General features: G+C 35.7%; 19 protein-coding genes. 5 read left to right on the top strand and 14 right to left on the bottom strand.

Annotation, left to right across the window (positions count from 1 at the left end):
- Positions 1-192: 192 nt before the first annotated feature.
- From ACIQ1H_RS20150 to ACIQ1H_RS20140, 3 genes are read right to left on the bottom strand one after another with little or no spacing between them, the layout of a single operon-like run.
- A complete protein-coding gene (locus ACIQ1H_RS20150) occupies positions 193-2,136 on the bottom strand; it encodes a DUF3732 domain-containing protein (protein WP_402891364.1) in 1,944 nt (647 codons plus the stop codon).
- Positions 2,133-2,630, bottom strand: coding sequence for a three component ABC system middle component (locus ACIQ1H_RS20145; protein WP_402891361.1), 498 nt, complete (start codon positions 2,628-2,630; stop codon positions 2,133-2,135). The genes ACIQ1H_RS20150 and ACIQ1H_RS20145 overlap by 4 nt, the downstream gene beginning before the upstream one ends.
- A 2-nt stretch (positions 2,631-2,632) precedes the next feature.
- Complete coding sequence (locus ACIQ1H_RS20140; protein ID WP_402891358.1) at positions 2,633-3,838, bottom strand: ABC-three component system protein; 1,206 nt, start codon at positions 3,836-3,838, stop codon at positions 2,633-2,635.
- A 714-nt stretch (positions 3,839-4,552) separates the two neighbouring features.
- On the opposite strand from ACIQ1H_RS20140, the gene ACIQ1H_RS20135 reads away from it, so the two are divergent.
- The 5 genes from ACIQ1H_RS20135 to ACIQ1H_RS20115 all read left to right on the top strand — a co-directional run bounded on the left by ACIQ1H_RS20135 (position 4,553) and on the right by ACIQ1H_RS20115 (position 9,620).
- On the top strand, positions 4,553-4,711 hold the full coding sequence (locus ACIQ1H_RS20135) for a hypothetical protein (protein ID WP_193767404.1): 159 nt from the start codon (positions 4,553-4,555) through the stop codon (positions 4,709-4,711).
- 5 nt (positions 4,712-4,716) lie between these two features.
- The gene (locus ACIQ1H_RS20130) at positions 4,717-6,093 is read left to right on the top strand and encodes a recombinase family protein (RefSeq protein ID WP_402891355.1); all 1,377 of its coding nucleotides are present in this window, start codon (positions 4,717-4,719) and stop codon (positions 6,091-6,093) included.
- The gene (locus ACIQ1H_RS20125) at positions 6,090-7,589 is read left to right on the top strand and encodes a recombinase family protein (protein ID WP_402891352.1); all 1,500 of its coding nucleotides are present in this window, start codon (positions 6,090-6,092) and stop codon (positions 7,587-7,589) included. Before ACIQ1H_RS20130 ends, ACIQ1H_RS20125 begins: the two co-directional genes overlap by 4 nt.
- Before the next feature lie 388 nt (positions 7,590-7,977).
- Positions 7,978-8,139, top strand: a complete 162-nt coding sequence (locus tag ACIQ1H_RS20120) for a hypothetical protein (protein WP_332292362.1) — start codon at positions 7,978-7,980, stop codon at positions 8,137-8,139.
- Complete coding sequence (locus ACIQ1H_RS20115) at positions 8,136-9,620, top strand: recombinase family protein (protein ID WP_402891348.1); 1,485 nt, start codon at positions 8,136-8,138, stop codon at positions 9,618-9,620. The genes ACIQ1H_RS20120 and ACIQ1H_RS20115 overlap by 4 nt, the downstream gene beginning before the upstream one ends.
- A 29-nt stretch (positions 9,621-9,649) precedes the next feature.
- Here ACIQ1H_RS20115 and rlmD read toward each other — a convergent pair whose 3' ends face one another.
- From rlmD to ligA, 11 genes are all read right to left on the bottom strand, one after another.
- Positions 9,650-11,023 carry a 23S rRNA (uracil(1939)-C(5))-methyltransferase RlmD gene (gene rlmD, locus ACIQ1H_RS20110; RefSeq protein WP_402891346.1) on the bottom strand — a complete coding sequence of 458 codons (1,374 nt, stop codon included), beginning with the start codon at positions 11,021-11,023 and terminating at the stop codon, positions 9,650-9,652.
- 188 nt (positions 11,024-11,211) lie between these two features.
- Positions 11,212-11,334, bottom strand: a complete 123-nt coding sequence (gene cydS, locus ACIQ1H_RS20105; RefSeq protein ID WP_402891343.1) for a cytochrome bd oxidase small subunit CydS family protein — start codon at positions 11,332-11,334, stop codon at positions 11,212-11,214.
- A gap of 12 nt (positions 11,335-11,346) precedes the next feature.
- Positions 11,347-12,372 carry a cytochrome d ubiquinol oxidase subunit II gene (locus tag ACIQ1H_RS20100; RefSeq protein WP_402891340.1) on the bottom strand — a complete coding sequence of 342 codons (1,026 nt, stop codon included), beginning with the start codon at positions 12,370-12,372 and terminating at the stop codon, positions 11,347-11,349.
- Positions 12,369-13,715 (bottom strand): cytochrome ubiquinol oxidase subunit I, encoded by a 1,347-nt coding sequence (locus ACIQ1H_RS20095; protein WP_402891338.1) that lies wholly within the window; start codon positions 13,713-13,715, stop codon positions 12,369-12,371. Before ACIQ1H_RS20095 ends, ACIQ1H_RS20100 begins: the two co-directional genes overlap by 4 nt.
- A gap of 358 nt (positions 13,716-14,073) precedes the next feature.
- Complete coding sequence (locus tag ACIQ1H_RS20090; protein ID WP_402891335.1) at positions 14,074-14,988, bottom strand: diacylglycerol kinase; 915 nt, start codon at positions 14,986-14,988, stop codon at positions 14,074-14,076.
- Between the two features lie 176 nt (positions 14,989-15,164).
- Positions 15,165-15,725 (bottom strand): thioredoxin family protein, encoded by a 561-nt coding sequence (locus ACIQ1H_RS20085; protein ID WP_402891332.1) that lies wholly within the window; start codon positions 15,723-15,725, stop codon positions 15,165-15,167.
- Positions 15,726-15,894: 169 nt separating this feature from the next.
- Positions 15,895-17,322, bottom strand: a complete 1,428-nt coding sequence (gene gatB / locus ACIQ1H_RS20080; RefSeq protein WP_173479640.1) for an Asp-tRNA(Asn)/Glu-tRNA(Gln) amidotransferase subunit GatB — start codon at positions 17,320-17,322, stop codon at positions 15,895-15,897.
- A gap of 1 nt (position 17,323) precedes the next feature.
- Complete coding sequence (gene gatA, locus ACIQ1H_RS20075) at positions 17,324-18,787, bottom strand: Asp-tRNA(Asn)/Glu-tRNA(Gln) amidotransferase subunit GatA (RefSeq protein ID WP_402891328.1); 1,464 nt, start codon at positions 18,785-18,787, stop codon at positions 17,324-17,326.
- A gap of 24 nt (positions 18,788-18,811) precedes the next feature.
- Entirely contained in the window at positions 18,812-19,099 is a 288-nt protein-coding gene (gatC, locus tag ACIQ1H_RS20070) for an Asp-tRNA(Asn)/Glu-tRNA(Gln) amidotransferase subunit GatC (protein ID WP_024364473.1), read from the bottom strand.
- Between the two features lie 334 nt (positions 19,100-19,433).
- Entirely contained in the window at positions 19,434-20,570 is a 1,137-nt protein-coding gene (locus ACIQ1H_RS20065) for a CamS family sex pheromone protein (protein WP_173479643.1), read from the bottom strand.
- A 106-nt stretch (positions 20,571-20,676) separates the two neighbouring features.
- Entirely contained in the window at positions 20,677-22,674 is a 1,998-nt protein-coding gene (gene ligA / locus ACIQ1H_RS20060; protein ID WP_402891326.1) for an NAD-dependent DNA ligase LigA, read from the bottom strand.
- Positions 22,675-22,688: the final 14 nt, after the last annotated feature.

Below are 22,688 nucleotides of genomic sequence, written 5' to 3'. Positions count from 1 at the left end.
TTATTGCTCTCTCCTAATTTACATATTAATAGTTTAATATCTGTAAAAATTGAAATTGCTCAAATAGTTTCTTTTGATTTTAGAGTGATACAAGTGATCATGCTGTCGTATATAAAAATTTGTAAAAAACAGAGGTGGCATATCTTAAATCCTTATTTGCGGAAGTCATATTTAAAATTAGAATATAAATATTTATTTCTTTTCAGGCCATCCTTTTGGTATTAATCCACTTGTACCTTTTTTCCATCTATACTTTACTGCTGATTTATATCTATCATTGTTTCTAAAATATGCATGTTCTAGTACAATAATTTGTAAAGATTCTCCACGATCGACTTCATTAAATAGGGCCTCAAAAAACGTTAATAAACTTGATCTCTCATTATCAATTTGTACCTCTTCTGGCTCTTTATCTGGTGGGAAATAAGGTCGACTTAACTGATCGAATAATAATACTCCAGGAACTGGACTATTTAATTTAGCAAATTGGCGATGCATTGCCAATAAAAATGCTACATGTAAACTAAGGTAATTCTCATCTGAACCCACATCACGCATACTTTCACTATGCGTTATTAATGAAACACCTACATTTAAATTTCGTAAATTTATATAAACCGGATTATCTTTATATCTGCCCTCAAATGGTAAATTAGATATTATTTGTGTTGCATCTGAAGAAATTCGTCTTTCTATATTCTTTAAAGATTCCAATCTTCCTTCAATGTTTACTTCTTCATGTAAATAATTAAATCGTTCTTTTAAAGAATTTAGCAATCTGACATCTTTATCAGGAGTATCATTATAATCATTTTCTATAGTTTCTAAATACAAACTTATTCTTCCGATTGTTCTATATCTACGTTCAAGAATATTTAAGTTTTCTTCTGCTTGCTCATTTTCGTTAATGATCGTTTTAATTTGATTCTTCAAAGTATCTATTTTCTGCTCTACTGAACTTAATTCAACTTGAAGTTCATTAATGTAGTTATCTAATTTAGGACGATCTCTTTCAATTCCGCCTAAATCAGTTTGTACTTTATTAACTAAATCGTTAATTTTTTTAACCGCTGAAACCTCAGTTTTTATTGTACTAGAACAAAGTGGACACTCATGAATATCTGATGGATTTTTAAATATATTTATAACTTCAAGTTTTCTTCTTTGATTATTAACAGTTTTATCGAAATTATTCATAACATTTAACCTATCACGCGCAGAATGAATTTTATTCTTTATTTCTATAGCTTTAGCTTGCGCTTCTGCTAACTGATTATGTAAAAGAGGGGTTTTATCTTCAACTATTTTTGTTTCTTTTTTCACATTCCAACGTATCACTTTTTTTAAAGTATCTACATAGTCTTTTTCTGAATAATTCATAGAATTAATATCATCACATAATCCGAGTTGTGAAGCTTCTTGAATTAAGCTCAACAATTTATTATTAACTCCCTCATTCAATTTATTATTTATTTCTATTTTTTTCTCTAATCTTGTAATTTGCTTTTTCATTTTATTATATTCAAGTTCTTTTTCTAAAGTACTCTCATCTATAACATTAAAAAAATATGGCAATGATTGAACTATATTATTTTTTTTCTCAGGTTCGTTTGCACCTCTTAATAATGTATTTTTACTTATAATAACGTCATCATCTTGTATTAAATATGGCATAGTATTTCTAACTGAGATCTTTTTTGAAGTACTATTTTCTATAAATGATTCGGTTTTAACATTACCAATTCCTAATATACTTTCAAAGTGATTAAGCCCTCCCTCTAAATTAGTAGTCTTTTTAATTTCACTAGCTCTATTGGGAATGTTAATATTAACTCCTTTATCAAAATAAATTTCACCACTCGACTTTATACCGATATTAGGAACCTTTCTAAAAAAAGCAAAATTTACGTTTCCTTTAACCCAAAGAATACCTACCCAACTAAGGCTAGAGCGCACAAAACTCGGAATATGACATTCACTTGACCCCATTAAGTAGTCAATAATTTCTGGTATTGCAGATTTACCTGTCTGAGAATCTCCTGTAATAATTGTTACATCTTCAAGATTAAATTCTAATTCTTTCATTTTTTCATGATGACTATAAAGAAATATTTTTTTTATATTCCATCTGTTCATAATGTTAACCCCATAATATTTAATATGATTTTTGAAGAATTCATTTGTCCACACCAATTCCCTAGTTTTTTAGATACTGAAAAAATTTCTTTTAAATCCTCCCCAGGTGGTGTATTTAAAAATATTTTAAGACGTTTTTGTACTATACCTTTATTATTTTGGTAAAACTTGCCATAATTATTAATCGAAATTATATCATTCCCGCTACCAAATATTATCGATTCTCTAGTGATATTGTTTGTCGACTCTATTCTTTCTGCAATATTAATTAAAACTTGTGGCTCTCTTGTTAGCCATGTTAATAATCCTGTACTTGTATTTGTTCCAATAAAAGCTTCTCTATTACTTTTCGATAGTACAATTGGAATAGGTAAGAAAAGAATTGGTAACTCACACCCTTCAGTACTTACTTCCTCATACCCCTTTAGAAAATGCCAAAGAACTAAAGAACAAAAAGCGGGGTTAGTTGATGCGTATATATCAGAAGAAATCACACTTATTCCTCCTTTTTGATTTTCATTTCATAATCTGGATGCCAACCAACCTTAAGTTCATCTGCAAGTTGCTGATAAGTCCCTTGTACTAAGTAAGACTGCTTCCAATTAGACTTAATAGATACTACTTCATATGGTGCTGTTTTATGAGACCAGTCTAACAAATCTCGACCAATTCTAATTCTCTTTTCTTCTTCACATCCCTCTAAATCATCTCTCATAGGGAGGAAAGAATCTTCCCAAAGTTGAACTAATTGATTGTCATACTTATTTAATTCATTACTAAATAAAATATCATCTTCTAACCATTTTTCTCTTTGATTTCTAGCTTGCCATCTTACTTTAGCAGCTCTTTTTTTTCTACTAGATCCCCCGTTAACAATTTCAATTTGTAATTCCATATTCCCACCCAGTTCACCATCAATATCTGCCTCATCAGCTTTATCACTATAATCATCTGGGAGGCTATCTTCCTGAAAACTAATATACAAATTATGAATTTGTTGTGTTAGTTCTAATTTACTTATTTCTCTATCAGACTCTTCTATTAGACCTAATACTACTCTACGTTCCCACCACTCTAGTAATCTTTCCACGAATTTTTTTCGTATTTTGGGTGGAATAGTATTTTTAATTCTTTTCTCTACTTCATAATTAATGCCCTTAATATTAAAATTACTAGGATGGATTGTTAATCTATCTATCAAATCTTTCTTTTGTATCTCTGTTAACTCAAGATACGCCTTACATCCAGGCCATCTCGTTTTATATGGTATTTCTTTATTTTCTTTTTCAGCCTGAACTCTAGCATTAGCAACTCTCTTTGCTTCATATAAAAGTGAATCAATAACATCTTGTCTTTCTGATCCAGTAACAGATAATTTATTTAACGAACATTTTTCATCTATTTTTAAAGGAGTTGCAAAAATAAAGTATGTTTTTTCATCAATAAGATCTTTTTGTATCAATCCCGCCCAAATTCTTAGAGTTTTCCACAATCCATCATTTTTTTCATTTAAAAACCCCGAGACTTTTATACTATGTTTTAATTGATATAAATGTTTTTCCCTACCTACTAAATAAACATCATCTGCTGTTTCAATACTAACTTTATCGTAGTCATTAGCATCTAGTAATGTCACTAAAGCATACATTCCCTGATAGTAATAACCTAAATATGAGTCCACTGCAGAATGTGGATTTGTCATTCTATCAACCCCCCATCCAAATGTTAGGGTATTTACCCTAAAAACACAATTGTATAATACTATATTATTTTATATGAAAATGGGAAAATTACATATTTGTGTTCTGTTTTTAAATTTCAAACTAAATTTCCCAACGAAAAATTTAGATTTAAATACGAATAATATTAATGTTGTGAATGCAACTTGTATATCAAAAGACGAAGAGGATGTTCCCACTATGTCTTTTTATTTTCTCTTTAAATAAAAAAAGAGTAGATATCATCAGATGTAAATGATTAATTTGACCTATAAGAAAATTCGTACCCCAAGAGTAAGATGTATAACGCTTGAGGCCAAGAGCATCTTTATAACTTTTACACTCTATTTAGAAAGGAGGTCCCCCTACCGTGGAGTACAGAGATTATCTAAAAAACACTGAATCGAATAAACAATGTTTAGACCATTGTGAAACCTCCGGTATCTCTAGAACTGTTATTAATTTGTTCATCCACCTACAGGAACAAAAGCATGAACAAAATTATAAGAAAACTTCAAATTCCCGGATACCAAACAAAAGTGATTGTTAATCCAAGGAAGAAAAAATCTTCGATAGCAGATGTTGTGCAATTATCACTGGATTTTAATAAGGATGAAAAAAGAGATTCGGAGAACTAACGTATAAAAAATTTCTCTCCAGGCAATGATTATTACAAAATCATACTGGAGGGAACAAAAATGAAAGAAAAATATCGAGTTGTTAAAGTCAGTTACTCTGAAGAGCTATCATCAGAATCAGAACTATGGTTTAGACGTTTTATTGAGAAAACGCTATTAGACCATGTCGTGAAAGATGATTATAGACTACGAGCTTTACTGATTAATAAGAAAGGATAATTTACATGAAAAAAATAATAGTTATTTATATGCGGGTCAGTTCAGCAGCACAAAGTCTTGAATTACAAGAAACTGCTGCAAAAAGATATCTCGAAACGATTGGTTTAAACGGAGACGAGGAAACAATTATTTATCTATCAGATCATGATGTTTCTGCAACAAAATTAAAAATGGATCAGCGACCAAAATTGGTTGAATTAATTAGCTTCATTAAAGAAGGGAAAGTAGAAAAGCTAATCGTTTATAAACGTGATCGCTTAGCTCGAAACTTTTATGAATTTGTGGATTTAACAAAAATTTTCATTAAAAATAATGTGGAAGTTGTGTACACAGCCAGTAATGAACCATCCTTTAAAAACAAACTAGCCCTAGAAGCGTTTTATGGAATGTTTGGGCAACTTGAAGGCGAAAATATTCGAACACGTACGGATGATGCTCGCAAACAATATCCTTCACGTCTTTTTGGCTACACACGTATAAAAGAAGGTGAACAAGTTCGTTACCAAATTAATGAGGATAAGAGAGATGTAATTCATTCATTATTTGAAGATTTTAGTAATGTCCAAGACGGTGAGCAATTTCTAGACTTTTTAATGGCACGACGTAAAGGTTTAAATAACCCTGAAAAGTTGTTTCGCATTTTATCAAATCCATTTTACGCTGGACACTATGAAACAAAAAATGGTTATCAGATATTACCTCATGTAAAACCAATAATTGATCTAAATCTTTTTCTTAGAGGTAAATCTAAACTTGATGAGTATTTTTCCTATTATCAAGAAAGTGTTGAAAGGGCCAATAACCAGTTTTTAGTTTTACCATATTGCGGGAACTGCAGAAATGTAATGAAGCATCGAAGAGAAAATATATTTGATATAGGATACTTTGTCTGTAGTAATAATCACAAAAGACTTTCAATCACTGTTGAAGAGTTAAATAGTTTAGTTAAAGAAACATTGTTGGAACACATCCAATCGATTTCCACCAAACATTTAAGAAGCATTATTTCTAAACGCATCATAGCAGAAAATAAAAGACTACAAAAAGAATTAGAGAAAACTAGATCTGAATTCCTCGATAATTCTCTAACGCTATGCACTATTAATATAAAAAGAAAACCTGCTATAGCAAAGCTATTAAATAAAATACAATTACTAAAAGATAAGCACAATAACTTAGAACAAGATTTACAAAGTCTAAAGAAACTGGGGAACGAAATTATTGAAATTCATTCACTTTTATCACAGCTTACATTAGATTTCACACAACAAGACCTTCAGCGACTGTCTGAACTGCTTATTAATAAAGTTAAAGTTTTCGAAACATATGTACATGTTGAATTATTCCTTTCATCATATGGAAAAGAGGATAGAGTCTCATGACAAAACTAAACGGTACTGGATATTTACGATATTCTGATCAGAAACAGGACAATAATCACTCATTAGAAATCCAAAAAAGCCATATTCAATTATTAGCAGAAAGGGAGAATCTTGAAATCGTTTCTTGGCGAGCTGATAAGGCTACTAGTGCATTTCATAGTAACGTTAGTAAACGAGAAGGTATTCAACTAATTTTTGAAGATATTAAGAATGGTGCAGAGGCCGTCTGCTTCTATGAAGAGTCTCGTATAACTAGAAGCATTACTGATTTTTACAATGAGGTTTACTTACCGATTAAAACGGAGTATCCTCATGTCAAATTCTTTAGTACTCAATATGAATCAGAATGGAATCCAAATGATCCGATCGTGCAGGCAAAGCTTGTCTTTGCTGCAGAGGAATCAGAAATAAAATCTGTCCGCGCAAAAGATGCTCAAAAAAGTTTACTGCATCGTGAGCAACCAACAAGACCTGGGAGTCGTACCCCTATTGGCTATGATATGATTAACGGGGTTTTATATCCTAATGAAGATGTTGAAATAGTCCAGTTAATTTTCCATCTAGCTTGTTGGGGACACTCTCATGAAAAAATTGCTGATTACCTAAACAAATGTAACATTACAACTAAAAAAGTGAAGTATTGGAACAGTAGCACAATCGGATATATTCTTTCAAATAAGGTTTACTCAGGAAATCTAGCTTGGTACGTTAGGACTAGCTATGACTCTAGTAAACCGAAGCATGAATCCGAGATAGATTTATTCAAAAATGTTCATGAACCCATTGTTAGTCCAACAGTCTTTCACTTATCTAAACAAGTAAATGATTTAAAAAAGCAATTTGGCACGATGAATACACCATATTATCTCCGCACAATAATAAAATGTAAAAAGTGTAATTGTTTTTTAGTAGCAAAAGATAATTCTCCAAAGGGTAAAAACGGAAAATACATGATTTATAAATGTACAGGATGTAAAAAATTTATACCAATAATCCCTACTCATCAAGCTGTGCTAAATGATCTGCAGAAAAAATGGAATACACAGCTCCTTAACTTTTCTGCTACCTCTAAGGAGCAGCTAAAAAGTTGGTCTACTAAACTTACTAAAACAATAAGTAGCATAAAACAACTTCTTGAAAAAGTACAATATAACCAAATTATGATGTCTACAGATATTGAGAATAACTCTCTTTTAGCCGAGGTCTTTCATACTACCCAGCAGCATTTAAAAAATGAATTAATTTATACAAATGAAACACTAGATGAAATGGACTCTATTCTTAAAGATGATTATATCGACAAAATTTTAAAAGAAATGATACAACAAAGCTTTTTTAATTTTACTGATACTGAATTAAGAGTATTTTTCTTAATGTATTTTGAAGAGGTTGCAATTAACTTTGAGAATAACAACGAAATTAATATTAATTATCGCCTATCTCCATTTGTTTCATTAGATATTTCAACTGGTTATATTACCGAACAATTTAAATAAAACGATATTTTGACTGGTTAGGAAATCGAAATAAAATTTACTAATTACACTTTCACAAAACTGCTTCCCTCTAAATCCCTTGATATCAAACGATTTAGAGCATAGTCATTCGGTTTTCCAACCATCTTAGTATACTTCGATGGCTATATAACCGAAGCTATAATTCATTTATGGTCAAGTAACCGAAAATCTAAACTTAAAAAATAATTATTTTTTTAAGAGTCTTAAAATATAAAAATGCAAAGATATAATGATTTAAGAAATACTTAATCCAATATTGTAACCCGATAAGCGAAAACCGCAGAGGTCACATAGTCAAACTTTTTTGGCTATGTGATTCTGCGGTTTTTTTATTTTTATAACTAATTATTAAAGGAGAAACATTTTAATGAAAATTATTCGATCATATGCATCGTCTGATAAAGCAGTAAATGCTTCACATATTTTACGTCAACTAATTGAATTAGAACTCGAAAAGAAAGTAAATACTAATGCTATAAACCCACCAGCATCTCATAAAAAAATTAATCATGGTGGTGATTATGCATGAGATGCGCAGTATACGCACGCGTTTCAACAAACATGGATTCACAAGCAACATCTATTGAAAATCAAATCGACATTTTTAATAATTATGCTGCTCAAAAAAACTGGGAAATCGTAAAAGTTTATATAGATAAAAAAACTGGTACAAAGAGCAATCGTCCTGGATTGAAGGCTTTAATTGAAGATGGTAAAGATGGAGAGTATGATGTTATCTTAGCAAAGGAATTATCCCGTCTAGCGAGGAACGGTAAACTTTCTTATGAACTACGGGATATTTGTCAATTTAACAATATCCATATAGTCTGCCTTGATAATTCCATAAATACACTGGAAGGAAATGTTCAAAACTTTGGATTATTCGCTTGGCTATATGAAACTGAGTCAGCAAATAGCAGCCGTCGAAATAAACAAGCAAAAAAGGTAAAAGCACAACGCGGACTATACATTGGTTCCCATCCTCCGTATGGCTATTCAGTTGATAATGGTGTATTGAAAATAAAAGAAGACAATACGCCAAATATTATTAGGCGTATATTCTCCGATTATCTCGAAGGTATAGGTATGGATACCATTGCTAAAAATTTGACGGCAGAAGAAGTGCTTACACCTGCACAAGTTGCCAAGAAATCAAATGCATCAACACAATGGCATGGTTCTACAATTAAGAAAATTCTTAAGAACAGACATTATATTGGGGATCTCGTACAAGGTCGATCTGAAATGATATCTGTAACTTCATCATATAGAAGAGAAATTGATGAAGAGAATCAAATCTTCAATGAGAACACTCATGAGTCTATTATTGAAAAAGAAACATTCAATAAAGTTCAAGAGTTTTTGCAACGTCGAACAAAATCAGGTACTGCTCCACAAAAACACCTTTTTACAAACTTACTTTACTGTGAAGAATGTCAGAAAGGTATGTGGTACAAAGCCAATCAGAAAGGATATAGGTGTGGTGGCAACTTAAGGCATGGTGATACGTACTGCTTGAATAAAACTGCAGTTCGTGAAAGAGAATTAATAGACGTTATCATGAATGACCTAAAGCCACTATATAATACTTTGAAAGAGGAAAGTTTTTTACAGACCTTCTTGAAAAAGCTTAATAAGAAAAAGCATCAGATTCAAAAAGAGCTAGAAAAAACTCAATCTGAAATCGATGCTTTAAAACAAAAGAAACTCGAATATGTCCATTTGTATACTGACAATATTATCTCGAAAGAAGAACTGATTGAGTATCGAGATCTAACAGATAACAATATTAAGGAACTACAAACTAAGAAAGTTCAACTAAATGAAAAAGTATCCGAATGTGAAGACGAAAATTATGCAGTATCTATAGGAATAAAACTAAAAGATGTTCTTTCCTTAGATGCACTAACGCCTCCTATACTTCATTCATTGGTTGAGAAAATTACTTGTACTCACGATGGTAATATCCACATTCATTATACCTTCGTGAACCCCTTACAAGTAGAATAAAAACTGTATAGAAGGGCAACTAGCCATGGTTAGTTGCCTTCTTTTAAAATGAGTTGCGAGACACACTCTACATGTGTAGAGTGCGGGAACATATCGACAGGTTGAACTTCCTGTGTTTTGTATCCGCCGTCCTCCAAGATGCGAAGGTCGCGTGCGAGTGTTGCTGGGTTACAGGATACGTAAACAACTCGTTTTGGACGTTGCTCTAAAATCGTTTGTAAAAGTGCCTCATCGCATCCTTTACGTGGTGGATCTACAACAAGGACGTCTGCTTCCTTGCCTTCCTTATACCAGCGTGGAATCACTTCTTCTGCTGGTCCTGCCTCAAAGTACGTATTGGTAAAGCCGTTAAGCTCTGCATTGCGTTTTGCATCTTCAATAGCTTGTGGAACGATTTCGACACCCATTACGGCCTTCGCTTTTTGTGCAAGGAATAAAGAAATGGTACCGATACCGCAGTAGGCATCAATGACGCGTTCATGCCCTTGTAAATCAGCGTAGTCTAACGCTTGCTTGTATAGTACTTCTGTTTGCTGAGGATTTACTTGGTAGAAAGAGCGTGCCGAAATTTCAAAGCGCACATCACCGATAGAATCAATGATTACATCTTTGCCCCAAAGGTTGATCGTTTCATCCCCAAATATAACGTTTGTTTTATCGCTATTGATGTTTTGCATAATAGATGTCACGTTTGGCACAAGCTTTAAAATGCTCGCTACAGCCGCTTCTTTTTGCGGGAATTTTTTCTTTTTCGTAACGAGTACAACCATCACCTCTCCAGTTGCACGTGCAGTTCGGATAACAACGTGACGCAGCATCCCATCATGTGATGCTTCATTATAAGGTTGAATACCAATTGCCGTTAATTCTTTTTTTAATCCAGAAAGAATCGCGTCCGCTTCGCCTGTTTGGATTAGACAACGGTCCATATCAACAATTGTATGTGATTTTGTTTTGTAGAAGCCAGCAATGACTTGTCCTGTGTCATTTGTGGAAAATGGTATTTGAGCTTTATTGCGATATTGCCATGGCTCCTCCATGCCCTTCACTGGTAAAACAGGTGCGTCGATTTTGCCTAAACGTTGCATAACATTTCTTACCATATTTTCCTTCCACTTTAACTGCCCCTCGTAGGATAGATGCTGTAACTGACAGCCACCGCATTGCTTAAAATAATCGCATGGTGCATCTACTCGATCTGGTGACGGTTTAATAATTTCCTTCACTTTTGCAAAGCCATAATTTTTTAACGTTTTTAAAACGTGTACTTCTGCTGTTTCATTCGGTAATGCACCTTGAATAAATAATGGATAGCCATCGACTTTTGCGACACCATTGCCATCATGTGTTAAATCTTCTATATAAACTGTAAGTTGGTCATTCTTTTTTACGGGTGCTGACATTCGTACATCCTCCATTTCAATCTTCTTATTGTAGCATGTGATAGCGGAGGAAAAAAGAACAAGGCATGAAATTATCATGCTATTCTGCCTGAAACACCATGACTCGCAATGTGAATGAACTCCCCGTTTTCCTTAGCGTATCTTCAATTGATCAATAGTTTTAGCCTATACAGTGTAAAAAAGAGCCGCTATTCGCGACTCTTTCTCTTATTGTTCCTTACATAATCATCTTTTGGTGCCCACCAAAACATAATGATAATACTAATAATAACTACTATAAATGGTGCATAAAACATTTCAATTTTTTCCATCGCTGTAACCTCCTATGCATGATGGTCTTCTTTCCCTGTCACATAATTTTTGTTAAATAAGAATAGTTTCAACAATAAATAGAGTGAAGGCAGAAGCAGGCATAATCCTAAAACGAATACGATGACTAACGCAATGGCCATTTGTGTATTTGTAAAGCTGTCGTAGATTGTTAAATATGGATACAGTAAATATGGGTATTGCGCAATACCATAAGCAAAAAATGCTACCGCGAATTGTGCGATTAATAATCCTACAGCAAGCCCATAATTTTTTCGCATCCATAGCAATATGACCGTGATAATAAATAATACTGCTGAAATGGCAAACATCCACCATAAGTTGACCATATGCTGATAGCTTTCTGGGTTAATGGATTTCATCTCATACATAATGCCCAGTGCACTAATCATTAATGGTGCAGCCCAAATTAATGCATATTTTCGCATTAAATTTGTTGCCTCTACATCGGTTGCTTTATGTGCATACCACGTTAAAAATACTGCGGATATATAAAGGACAGCTGCTATGCTTAGTACGACAATACTCCAAGCAAATGTACTCGTATATAGTGTCCAATAATTTAATACTGGTTGCCCTTCCACCATATCCACATAGCCACCACCTGCAATAGCAAATACTACAGAAAGTGATGCTGGAATCAGTAAACCAGTTAAGCCATATGTCAGTGAATACCCGATATGTCCACGTGCACCATACGATTCAAAGGCATAGTACGAGCCACGAATCGCCAGTAGCACTAATGAAATACTAACTGGCACAAGCAAAATCGTGCCATAATAAAATGCTGTTTGAGGGAAAAATCCTACAATCCCTACAAAGAAAAATACTAAAAAGACATTCGTTACTTCCCATACAGGCGATAAATATCGTTTAATAATATTCGTTATGATATGGTTTTTCCCAATAAGGAGACTGTACGCATTGAAAAAACCTGCACCAAAATCAATGGATGCGATCATCACATAACCAAAAAGGAAAATCCACAATACTGAAATCCCTAATACTTCTAATGTCATATGATGTCACCGCCCTTTTCTGTATTGCGATCTTCAATTTCTCGCTCAATCGGGTTCTTTTTAAACATTCGAATTAATACGACAGTACTACCAACTCCAAGTACGGCGTACACACCAGAGAATAACAGCATCATTAAATCGACGTGATCGCTCGTTGTAGCTCCCTCTGGTGTTCGCATAATACCGTATAATATCCATGGTTGACGTCCAACCTCTGCAAGCCACCAGCCTGCTTCAATGGCAATTATGGACAGTGGTGCACCCGCAACGATAACCCATCTAAACCATCTAGAATGAATAAACTGCCAACCTCTTGGTTTACCTACTACGTAAAGTAATGATACTAAAACCATGAACATGCCGATAAAGACCATGATGTTAAACAGATAGTGGATATAGAGTGGTGGTCGGTCTTCCTCCGCAAATTGATCTAAACCGATTACTTCTGCATTTGGATTATTACGTGCAAGTATACTTAATGCATATGGAACTTTTATAGCATACTTCACCTCTTCGCCATCCAATACACCTAGTAATATAAGCGATGCTTTATCTGTTGTTTCAAAATGCCATTCTGCTGCAGCTAATTTTTCTGGTTGGTATTCCGCTAAGTATTTACCTGAGAAATCTCCTATAATGGCTGCTGCAATGGACGAAACTAAGCCAATTTTCATTAGTAAAAATAATGATTTTTTATGATAAATATGATCTGAGCCTCTAAGCATACGATAACCTGCGATTGCTGCCAACACAAATGCGGATGTCATGTATGCGGTTACAAGCACGTGCGCGACTTTAGTGGGCATTGCTGGGTTAAACATTGCTAGAAATGGTTGAATATTAATAAGCTGACCGTCCACTATGTCAAAGCCTTGTGGTGCGTTCATAAAGGCGTTGACGATTGTTATAAAAACGGCAGACATCGATGCACCTACAGCAACAGGTATTAGAAGGAGCATATGTTTTTTCTGACTATCGAAACGATCCCAAGTATATAAGTAGATACCTAAGAAAATGGCTTCAAAGAAGAATGCAAAGGTTTCCATAAAGAGTGGTAATGCTATAGTTTGCCCTGCAAGTTGCATAAAATTCGGCCATAGTAACGATAATTGTAAACCGATTGCTGTACCTGTAACGACCCCTACAGCAACGGTAATGACGAAACCTCGTGCCCAACGTCGTGCCATTAATATATAATGCTCATCATTCTTTTTATAACCAGTCCATTGCGCAATCATAATCATTAACGGCACGCCGACACCAATCGTTGCATAAATGATGTGGAACGATAACGTAAGCTCTGTTAATGCACGACTCCAAAAGACTGCTGATTCATTAATCATCTTATTGCCCTCCTAACTACCGAATATTCTTCCAAGTATGGAAAGTAGCATGATAATCGCAACACCAAAGCTTAACCAGATAAGCTTTCTTTCCTGTGACTTATACACATTGCACCACTTCCTTTCCCTTATCCCTACCCATATTTTCTACTATTTCAACGCAAAAAACCTTTATAATGGACCGAAACTTCGGCCTAATATAAAGGTTTCAAATATTGTTCATTTAATATACGTATATTCGCCAAACATTTTTCTTAATTCGTTCACAATCCCAATTACCGAGGAGATTATTAACAAATAAGTGTAAAAACGCTAAAATTATTCACTCTTATCTTCCAATTGTTCCATATGATGAAATTTAAATACGATCTTCCTCACGAATGTCTTCAAGTGGTACAAAAAGTTCAATATGGCGTTTTAAGTTTTCAAATGTAGCAGGCGCATCTCCACCATACTCGCCATCTAGATTTAAATGCACTTCGTTTTCCGTCGTAACTTTTACAACACTTGCCTTTTTATAAATAACACGATCATCCTTTAAATGTTCCCCTCGTAACGCCATTGCCGCAAGTTGAATAAATTCTGGAAGACTCACTTTTTTCAATACTAATAAAGTGAAGTAGCCATCATTTATGCTTGCATCTGGTGCAAGCTTTTCAAAGCCTCCTACAGAATTCGTTAAGCCACATAAAAACATCATTGCATCTCCATCAAATACTTCACCATCATATTCAATACGCATATGTGATGCCTTAATGGAAGGGATCATTTCAACTGCTTTTAAATAATAAGCTAACTGCCCTAGCATCGTTTTCATTTTGCTTGGCACTTCGTATGTTAGCTCAGTAATACGTCCCCCAGCAGCGATATTGATGAAATAGCGTTCTCCATTTAACAATCCAACATCAACTGGTAAGGTATCGCCTTTAATAATAATATCAACGGCTTCATCAATATTTCGTGGAATATGGACAGCACGTGCAAAATCATTCGTTGTCCCCATTGGAATTAGGCCAATCTTCGGACGCTTTTCGAATTGGGCTACACCAGAAACAACCTCATTTAACGTACCATCTCCACCAACTGCTATGATAATATCAAATCCACGTTCTACTGCGTTTTTTGCTGCTTCTATAGCATCGCCTTCACAAGTTGTTGCGTGACAAGATGTCTCATAGCCTGCTACCTCTAGTTTCTCCAATACTTCTGGTAGATGCTTTTTAAACGCTTCTCGCCCAGATGTAGGATTATAAATGATTCTTGCTCGTTTCATAACATACCTTCCTGCTTCATAAGATTCTAATACTTTCAACGAATAAACCATTGAAATGTTGCACAGATGATTTCATGCGAAGTACTACGCCTTGCAACTCAAATTACACCATATGCTTTTAATACGCCAAAATAAACACGTATTGTACGTTACAGCTTTAATTAAGCAATGCCAGATTATTGCAATGCTACTGTGACATGTTTCTTGAAATCCTCGTATACATATGTCCAATTTTGTTTGTTCGTAATATTATCTTCGCGAATTTCACTGTAAAGTGCTTTTTGTGCGTCCTCAAACGTTGGATCTTCTTTGTCTGGTAATGTCGCTCTTTTCTTCACAACAATATCCTGTAATTCAGGCGCACGTGGTCCCCATTTTCCTATAACCTGACCTGCTTCATTTAATAAAATATACATTGGAATTGCACGGCCACCGTTTGTTAAATAACGGTCAATTAAATCTGTATCTGCATCACGTAATACTGTGCGCATATCTAATCCAGCTGCCTCTGCAACACGGCGAATAATCGGATTATTTAACATCGCATCACCGCACCAATCTTCAGTAATTGTTAAAATTTTCGGTTGCTTGTCCTTCAATAAAGCTACAAAACCATCATTCATTGGCACTTCAAAGCCATCATAAATTCGGAAGCTGTCTTCTTTAAGTGTTGTCATATTGTCCATATATTGTTGAATTGAAATGGCTTCTTCAAAATATTGTTGTTCAGTTTTCATATACTTATCCCCTTTTTTAGTGAAGTGATTGTTCTATTCTATATTTTGCTATGAATACTCTTTTTAGACAACTATTTAGTGTTATACGATTTGTTAGTATGTACAATCTTTGCATTTAAAAAGCCAAGAAAGTGAATTCACTCTCTTGACTCATTGTAAAAACAAAGAATTAGCGTTTCGCAATTTCTTGTTGTAATAATTTGTTAACCATTGGTGGGTTCGCTTGGCCTTTTGTAGCTTTCATAATTTGTCCAACTAAGAAGCCAATTGCACGATCCTTACCGTTTTTAAAGTCCTCGATTGATTGTGCATTGTTATCTAATACTTCTGTGACAATAGCTAATAATGCACCCTCATCAGAAATTTGTACTAATCCTTTTGCCTTCACGATGTCATTAGCTGAACCACCATTTTCGACTAACTCCGTAAATACTTTTTTACCGATTTTAGAAGAAATTGTACCGTCCGTAATTAATTTCACCATGCCTGCTAGGTTTTCTGGAGTTAATGCAGTATCTTTAAGATCTTTTTGTTCAGCATTTAAATAGGCAGAAACATCACCCATCAACCAGTTTGCAGAAAGTTTTGCATCCGCGCCTTCAGCTACCATTGCTTCAAAGAAATCAGAAATTTCTTTAGAAATAACAAGCACGCCAGCATCATATGAAGTTAATCCTAAATCTTCAACATAACGTTTTTTACGAGCATCTGGAAGTTCAGGAATTTCTGATTTTACGCGCTCTAACCACTCATCGTCGATTGACAGACGCACTAAATCTGGCTCTGGGAAGTAACGATAATCATCCGTTCCTTCTTTCACACGCATTAAAATAGTTTTACCTGTTTTTTCATCAAAGCGACGCGTTTCTTGATCAATCACGCCACCTGAAAGTAATACGTCCGCTTGGCGTAACTCTTCGTGCTCAATACCGCGACGTACGTAGTTAAATGAGTTAAGGTTTTTAAGCTCTGTTTTTGTACCGAATTCTTCTTGGCCATATGGGCGAATTGAAATGTTGGCATCACAGCGCAGTGAACCTTCTTCCATTTTACAATCTGAAACATCTGTATATTGGATAATTGATTTTAATTTTTCAAGGTAAGCATACGCTTCATTTGCTGTGCGAAGATCTGGCTCAGAAACGATTTCTACAAGCGGTGTACCTTGACGGTTAAAGTCCACTAAAGAATGGTCGCCAGCATGAGATAGTTTACCAGCATCTTCTTCCATATGAAGGCGCGTAATACCGATACGTTTTGTATAACCATCTACTTCAATATCAATCCAACCGTTTTTCCCAATTGGCTTATCGAATTGTGAAATTTGATATGCTTTCGGATTATCTGGATAGAAGTAGTTTTTACGGTCAAATTTTGTTTCTTGCTCGATTTCCATGTTTAGTGCAAGTGCTGCACGCATTGCGAAATCTACAACATTTTTATTTAAGACAGGAAGGACACCAGGATAGCCTAGGTCGATTACTGTTGTATTTGTATTTGGTTCAGCGCCGAAGTGAGCTGGCGCTGGCGAGAAGATTTTTGAGTTTGTTTTTAACTCAACGTGTACTTCTAAACCAATGACTGTTTCAAAGTTCATGTTATTTTCCCTCCCAAATTTGAGGAACTTCTTTATGGAATTCTGTAGCTTGCTCGAATGCATGCGCTACACGGTAAATTGTTGCTTCATCGAAGTATTTACCAATGATTTGTAAGCCTAATGGTAGACCGTTTTCAAAGCCACATGGAATTGAAATCGCTGGCACACCCGCTAAGTTCATTGGAATTGTTAAAATATCGTTAGCATACATCGTCATTGGGTCATCAACATTTTCACCAATTTTAAATGCTGGCGTAGGTGCTGTAGGTCCAATGATTACATCAAAGTCTTCAAATACTTTGTCGTAGTCAGCTTTAATTAGTGTACGTGCTTGCTGTGCTTTTTTGTAATAAGCATCGTAAGTACCAGCGCTAAGTGAATACGTTCCTAGCATGATACGGCGTTTTACTTCATCACCAAAGCCTTGTGCACGTGTTTCTTTGTAAAGGTCCATTAAGTTATTAACGTTCTCTGCGCGGAAACCATAGCGGATACCATCAAAACGAGAAAGGTTTGAAGACGCTTCAGAAGAAGAAAGGATATAGTACGCCGCAAGTGCATATTTAGAATGTGGAAGTGATACTTCTTCTACTGTCGCACCTAAGCCTTTTAGTACTTCTAGTGCATCAAGTACTGATTGACGTGCTGCTTCGCCAACACCTTCACCTAAAAATTCTTTTGGTACAGCAATACGTAAACCTTTTACATCGCCAGTCAATGCTGCTGCGAAGTTTGGTACTTCTACATTTGCTGAAGTTGAATCATTAGTGTCTAATCCTGAAATAGCTTCTAGTAATAGCGCATTGTCTTCAACATTACGTGTAATTGGTCCGATTTGATCTAATGAAGAAGCAAATGCTACTAGTCCAAAGCGAGATACACGACCGTATGTAGGTTTCATCCCTACGACACCGCAATATGCTGCTGGTTGACGGATTGAACCACCTGTATCTGAACCAAGTGAGAATGGTACTTCTCCTGCTGCAACTGCTGCCGCAGACGCACCTGAAGAACCACCTGGTACGTGATTTAAGTTCCATGGATTTTTTGTTGTTTTATAGTATGAGTTTTCATTTGATGAACCCATTGCAAACTCGTCCATGTTCAATTTACCGATTGTAATCATGCCAGCTTCGCGTAGCTTATTAACGACTGTCGCATCGTAAATAGGCATAAATCCTTCAAGGATTTTAGAAGCACAAGTTGTTTCTAAGCCTTCTGTTACGATATTGTCTTTTACACCAATAGGAAGACCAAAAAGTGGTCCACGTTCTTCAAATGGCACTTTGTCCATTTCAGCTGCTTGTGCAGTTGCTTTTTCTTCGTTTGAAGCAAGGAATGCTTGTACATCGCCGTCAAGCTTTGTTACGCGTTCATATGCTTCTTTTGTTAAGTCAGCGATTGTTAGGTTACCAGCTTTAATTTCAGCTTGTAGCTCCTTTGCTGAACGTTCAAATAACGTCATGAGGAATCCTCCTATTTTTTAGTATTACATGATAGCTGGTACTTTTACTTGACCATCTTCTTGTTCTTTTACGTTTAACATCATTACATCACGGTCTAGACCTTTTGTTGCCACGTCTTCACGCATTACGTTTACTAATGGTAATACGTGTGTTGTTGGTTCAACATTTGTAGTATCTAACTCGTTTAGCTGCTCTGCAAAGTCAGTAATTTTCCCAAGTTGCTCAGCAAATTTTTCGGCTTCTTCTTCTGTAATTGCAAGACGTGCTAAGTTCGCAACGTGCTTAACTTCTTCTTTTGTTAATTTTGCCATTTTTTACACCTCCGAATACGATCCAATTCATTGTTTTTGTTGATAACAATAGGGTTGAATAAAGTTAACCATGCCAATAATCATAACATTTTTCCTATTAAAAATCACAACTTTCACCAAAAATACAGAAACTTTCACTACTATAACAAAGTGTTGTCCTTACATGTCATCTTTTGTTGAACAAAGACTATCCTCGTTAGCTTGTCTCCATTTCCTGGAGGCTTTCCTAACAGCTACTTACGTATGATGGACATTGTCCACTTCTATTAAACAATACCTATTGGATTGAAGCGCGAATTTGCATAAAAATAGCCAGCACAAGGCTGACTATTTTTTATTCATAAACGTGTACATACGGGTCTTTATCATTCGCTTCTTTCATAATTAAAGCCTCTGGCCCATTAATAGAAGTAATGCTCACTTCGACATTTATATTATCAAACTGATTGATAAGGGCGCCCGTCAAATATTGTGTAAAGCCTATAATTTCAGCAGTGCCGAAAAATTGGATTGGAATTTCAATCGTTAGCTTTTGTATTTTTTTATTTTGATAGAAGCCTGTGCCAATAACACTTGTATAGTTAGAAAAATATTTATCGACATCTTGCTTGAAGTTTTTGAAGTTATTACTAACATCTCGATAAGTATCATGTGTGTCATCTGTTGGGAACATCACATATTCTTCATCAAGAGGTTGCCAATCGCCAATATCATTTTGGCCCTCTTTTGCCACACCGTAAGTAAAATACGTACCTGGAATAATTTCGTTGCGCGCTTGCTGTTTAAACAACCCAACGACAATCGGCACATCTTTTAATTCATCACGTGTACGCATACGGGAAACAATTTCGGCCGCCATTTTTTTGCCTTGCTCTACAAGAGCAGACTCAGGAATAGGCTCCTCGTAATACTCACCATATTTTTCTTTTTGATAATAATAGATAGAATTCAAAGCGAGCCCTATTGATATACCAGCTAATTTCACCTTATTATCATCTGTTTTCTTTAAATAATTTTGCTCCACAATATGAGATAAATAAATAGGCGCTTTCGTTGCTCGCTCTTCTGCGGTCATCGCATCAGTAGTTGGTGGGTTTAAACCATCCTCTGTTTGCGAGCTACGTGCTAACCAAGAACTTACTGTGCTTTCAGCTAAATATTGTCCTTCTTGGAAATAGTAGTTTTCTGTGTCAAACTCATTTTGAGAAAGGCGCATTAATCCTGTTTCTACTTCCTTCATATCATATTTCGTGTAAATATTCGAAACGACTAACCCACGGCTTGCACTTTCTTTATATGGTATTAGTGTTTTATAGAAAGATTCATCAATCTGTAGACTTGGAATAATTGTTGTTTCCGCTTTTTCCTGTTGCGTTTCCTGTGTAAGCTCTGTCTCCTTCTTGTTCGAAGGCACACAGCCGACTAGCATTGCAGCAGCTACAATTGCTGGAATGAGTCGAAATGACTTCATTATTTTAGTACCCCTTTACTTATTATCAGATTCGTCTTTGGCAACTGTTCTATTACGCTTACGTTTAAGCGCAAATATCTGCCAGTGCTTATCTTTTACTTATTGTTTAAGTTAGTTGCTCAATTAGGTCGTCCTCGTTCCAAACTTCAATGCCTAATTGTTGTGCCTTTGTCAGTTTAGATCCTGCATCGGAACCAGCTATAACAAGATCCGTTTTTTTACTGACACTTCCTGTGACAATTCCACCTAACTCTTCTATTTTCGCCTTTGCATCGTTCCGTGTCAATTGCTCAAGTTTACCAGTTAGTACGATTGTCTTCCCTGCAAACGGATTGTCACCTACGACGACCTCTACCTTTTTGCCTTTATATGTCATATTGACACCCGCTTCAGCAAGACGCTTAATAACGGCACGTGCATCTTCATTGGCAAAATATTCAACGAGTGAAGATGCCATTTTATCGCCAATTTCATGAATAGCTACGAGCTGCTCCTCAGTTGCAGCCATTACGCCTTCCATCGTCTCAAATTCTTCTGAGACAATCTTCGCCGCCTTCTCGCCAACATGTCGTATGCCTAAACCAATAAGTAGACGTTCCATCGAATTATCCTTCGATGCTTGAATAGCATTCACTAAGTTTGTAGCTGATTTTTCGCCCATACGCTCTAGCTCAACTAATTGCTCCACTGTTAACTGATATAAATCAGATACATCATGAATTAAATCTGCACGCAATAGCTGCTCAACAACCTTTTCACCAAGTCCATCAATGTTCATGGCGTTACGGGAGACAAAGTATTTAATGCTCTCGGCAATTTGTGCAAAACATGCTGGATTTACACAGCGCAAGGCTACTTCTCCCTCAATTCGAATAAGCTCACTATCGCAAACAGGGCAATTTGCTGGCATTTCAAAAGGAATTGAATCCTCTGGGCGTTGTTCTAGTAATACACCGACTACTTGTGGGATAATGTCGCCTGCTTTTCGGATAATGACTGTATCCCCAATTCGAATATCTTTATCACGAATTAAATCTTCATTGTGTAAAGATGCTCGTTGCACAGTTGTACCCGCTACTTGTACAGGTGCTAAAATTGCCGTTGGTGTCACGACGCCAGTTCGACCTACTGTTAAATCGATATTAAGCAATGTCGTTACAACTTCCTCTGCGGGGAATTTGTAGGCAATTGCCCAGCGTGGACTTTTTGCTGTATAGCCGAGTTCATCTTGCTGCGCAAAACGATCGACCTTAATTACGATACCATCTATTTCATAGGCTAAATTCGGACGATTTTCTGTCCATGTTTCGATAAAAGTTAATACTTCCTCGATTGACGCACAGCGTTGACGTTCTTTATTTGATGGGAAGCCAAGTCCTTCTAAATAATCTAGCATCTCGCCATGCCCATCAATACCGTACGCCTCACCATCTCCTCCAATTGCATAAATGAAAGTTGATAGTTGACGACTTGCGGCAATTTTCGGATCTAATTGACGTAATGAGCCAGCAGCGGCATTTCGAGGATTTGCAAATAGTTCTTCACCGTTTTCAGCACGCTGTGTATTCAATTTTTCAAAAGACTTTTTAGGCATATATGCTTCGCCACGCACTTCAATCGTAATTGGCTCTTTTAATCGAAGTGGCACAGCACGAATTGTTTTTAAATTCGCTGTTATATCCTCACCAACTACGCCATCACCACGTGTTGCACCTTGGATAAAAACACCATTCTCATATTTTAGGGAAATGGCAAGACCATCAATTTTCAGTTCACATACATACGAAAAGTGATCACCGATTGCTTGACGAATTTTTCGGTCAAACTCCCGTAAGCCCGCTTCATCAAATGCGTTGGACAGACTTAGCATCGGATAATCATGCGTCACCTTTTTAAATCCCTCGATAATAGCACCACCAACACGCTGTGTCGGTGAATCTGGGTAAATGAGTGAAGGATTTGCCTCTTCTAATGCAATGAGTTCGTGTAGTAGTTGGTCATATACACTATCTGCAACAAGAGGTTTATCTAGCACGTAATACGCATGCCCATATTCATGCAGTAATTTATTTAACTCCGCTATGCGCTGTTCAATTTCGTTCATTTAAGTTCCTCCGC

The organism is Lysinibacillus sp. NPDC097279 (genome assembly GCF_044761745.1).
GTDB lineage: Bacteria > Bacillota > Bacilli > Bacillales_A > Planococcaceae > Lysinibacillus.
Note: the sequence above shows the minus strand (reverse complement) of the source record. Positions and strands in the feature narration are given on the sequence as shown.

What these genes read in the sequence shown, in the direction of transcription:
- ACIQ1H_RS20150 (WP_402891364.1), bottom strand. Translation starts at nt 2,136, where the DNA reads ATGAACAGATGGAATATAAAAAAAATATTTCTTTATAGTCATCATGAA.
- ACIQ1H_RS20140 (WP_402891358.1), bottom strand. Translation starts at nt 3,838, where the DNA reads ATGACAAATCCACATTCTGCAGTGGACTCATATTTAGGTTATTACTAT.
- ACIQ1H_RS20135 (WP_193767404.1), top strand. Translation starts at nt 4,553, where the DNA reads ATGAAAGAAAAATATCGAGTTGTTAAAGTCAGTTACTCTGAAGAGCTA.
- ACIQ1H_RS20130 (WP_402891355.1), top strand. Translation starts at nt 4,717, where the DNA reads ATGAAAAAAATAATAGTTATTTATATGCGGGTCAGTTCAGCAGCACAA.
- ACIQ1H_RS20125 (WP_402891352.1), top strand. Translation starts at nt 6,090, where the DNA reads ATGACAAAACTAAACGGTACTGGATATTTACGATATTCTGATCAGAAA.
- ACIQ1H_RS20120 (WP_332292362.1), top strand. Translation starts at nt 7,978, where the DNA reads ATGAAAATTATTCGATCATATGCATCGTCTGATAAAGCAGTAAATGCT.
- ACIQ1H_RS20115 (WP_402891348.1), top strand. Translation starts at nt 8,136, where the DNA reads ATGAGATGCGCAGTATACGCACGCGTTTCAACAAACATGGATTCACAA.
- rlmD (WP_402891346.1), bottom strand. Translation starts at nt 11,023, where the DNA reads ATGTCAGCACCCGTAAAAAAGAATGACCAACTTACAGTTTATATAGAA.
- cydS (WP_402891343.1), bottom strand. Translation starts at nt 11,334, where the DNA reads ATGGAAAAAATTGAAATGTTTTATGCACCATTTATAGTAGTTATTATT.
- ACIQ1H_RS20100 (WP_402891340.1), bottom strand. Translation starts at nt 12,372, where the DNA reads ATGACATTAGAAGTATTAGGGATTTCAGTATTGTGGATTTTCCTTTTT.
- ACIQ1H_RS20095 (WP_402891338.1), bottom strand. Translation starts at nt 13,715, where the DNA reads ATGATTAATGAATCAGCAGTCTTTTGGAGTCGTGCATTAACAGAGCTT.
- ACIQ1H_RS20090 (WP_402891335.1), bottom strand. Translation starts at nt 14,988, where the DNA reads ATGAAACGAGCAAGAATCATTTATAATCCTACATCTGGGCGAGAAGCG.
- ACIQ1H_RS20085 (WP_402891332.1), bottom strand. Translation starts at nt 15,725, where the DNA reads ATGAAAACTGAACAACAATATTTTGAAGAAGCCATTTCAATTCAACAA.
- gatB (WP_173479640.1), bottom strand. Translation starts at nt 17,322, where the DNA reads ATGAACTTTGAAACAGTCATTGGTTTAGAAGTACACGTTGAGTTAAAA.
- gatA (WP_402891328.1), bottom strand. Translation starts at nt 18,787, where the DNA reads ATGACGTTATTTGAACGTTCAGCAAAGGAGCTACAAGCTGAAATTAAA.
- gatC (WP_024364473.1), bottom strand. Translation starts at nt 19,099, where the DNA reads ATGGCAAAATTAACAAAAGAAGAAGTTAAGCACGTTGCGAACTTAGCA.
- ACIQ1H_RS20065 (WP_173479643.1), bottom strand. Translation starts at nt 20,570, where the DNA reads ATGAAGTCATTTCGACTCATTCCAGCAATTGTAGCTGCTGCAATGCTA.
- ligA (WP_402891326.1), bottom strand. Translation starts at nt 22,674, where the DNA reads ATGAACGAAATTGAACAGCGCATAGCGGAGTTAAATAAATTACTGCAT.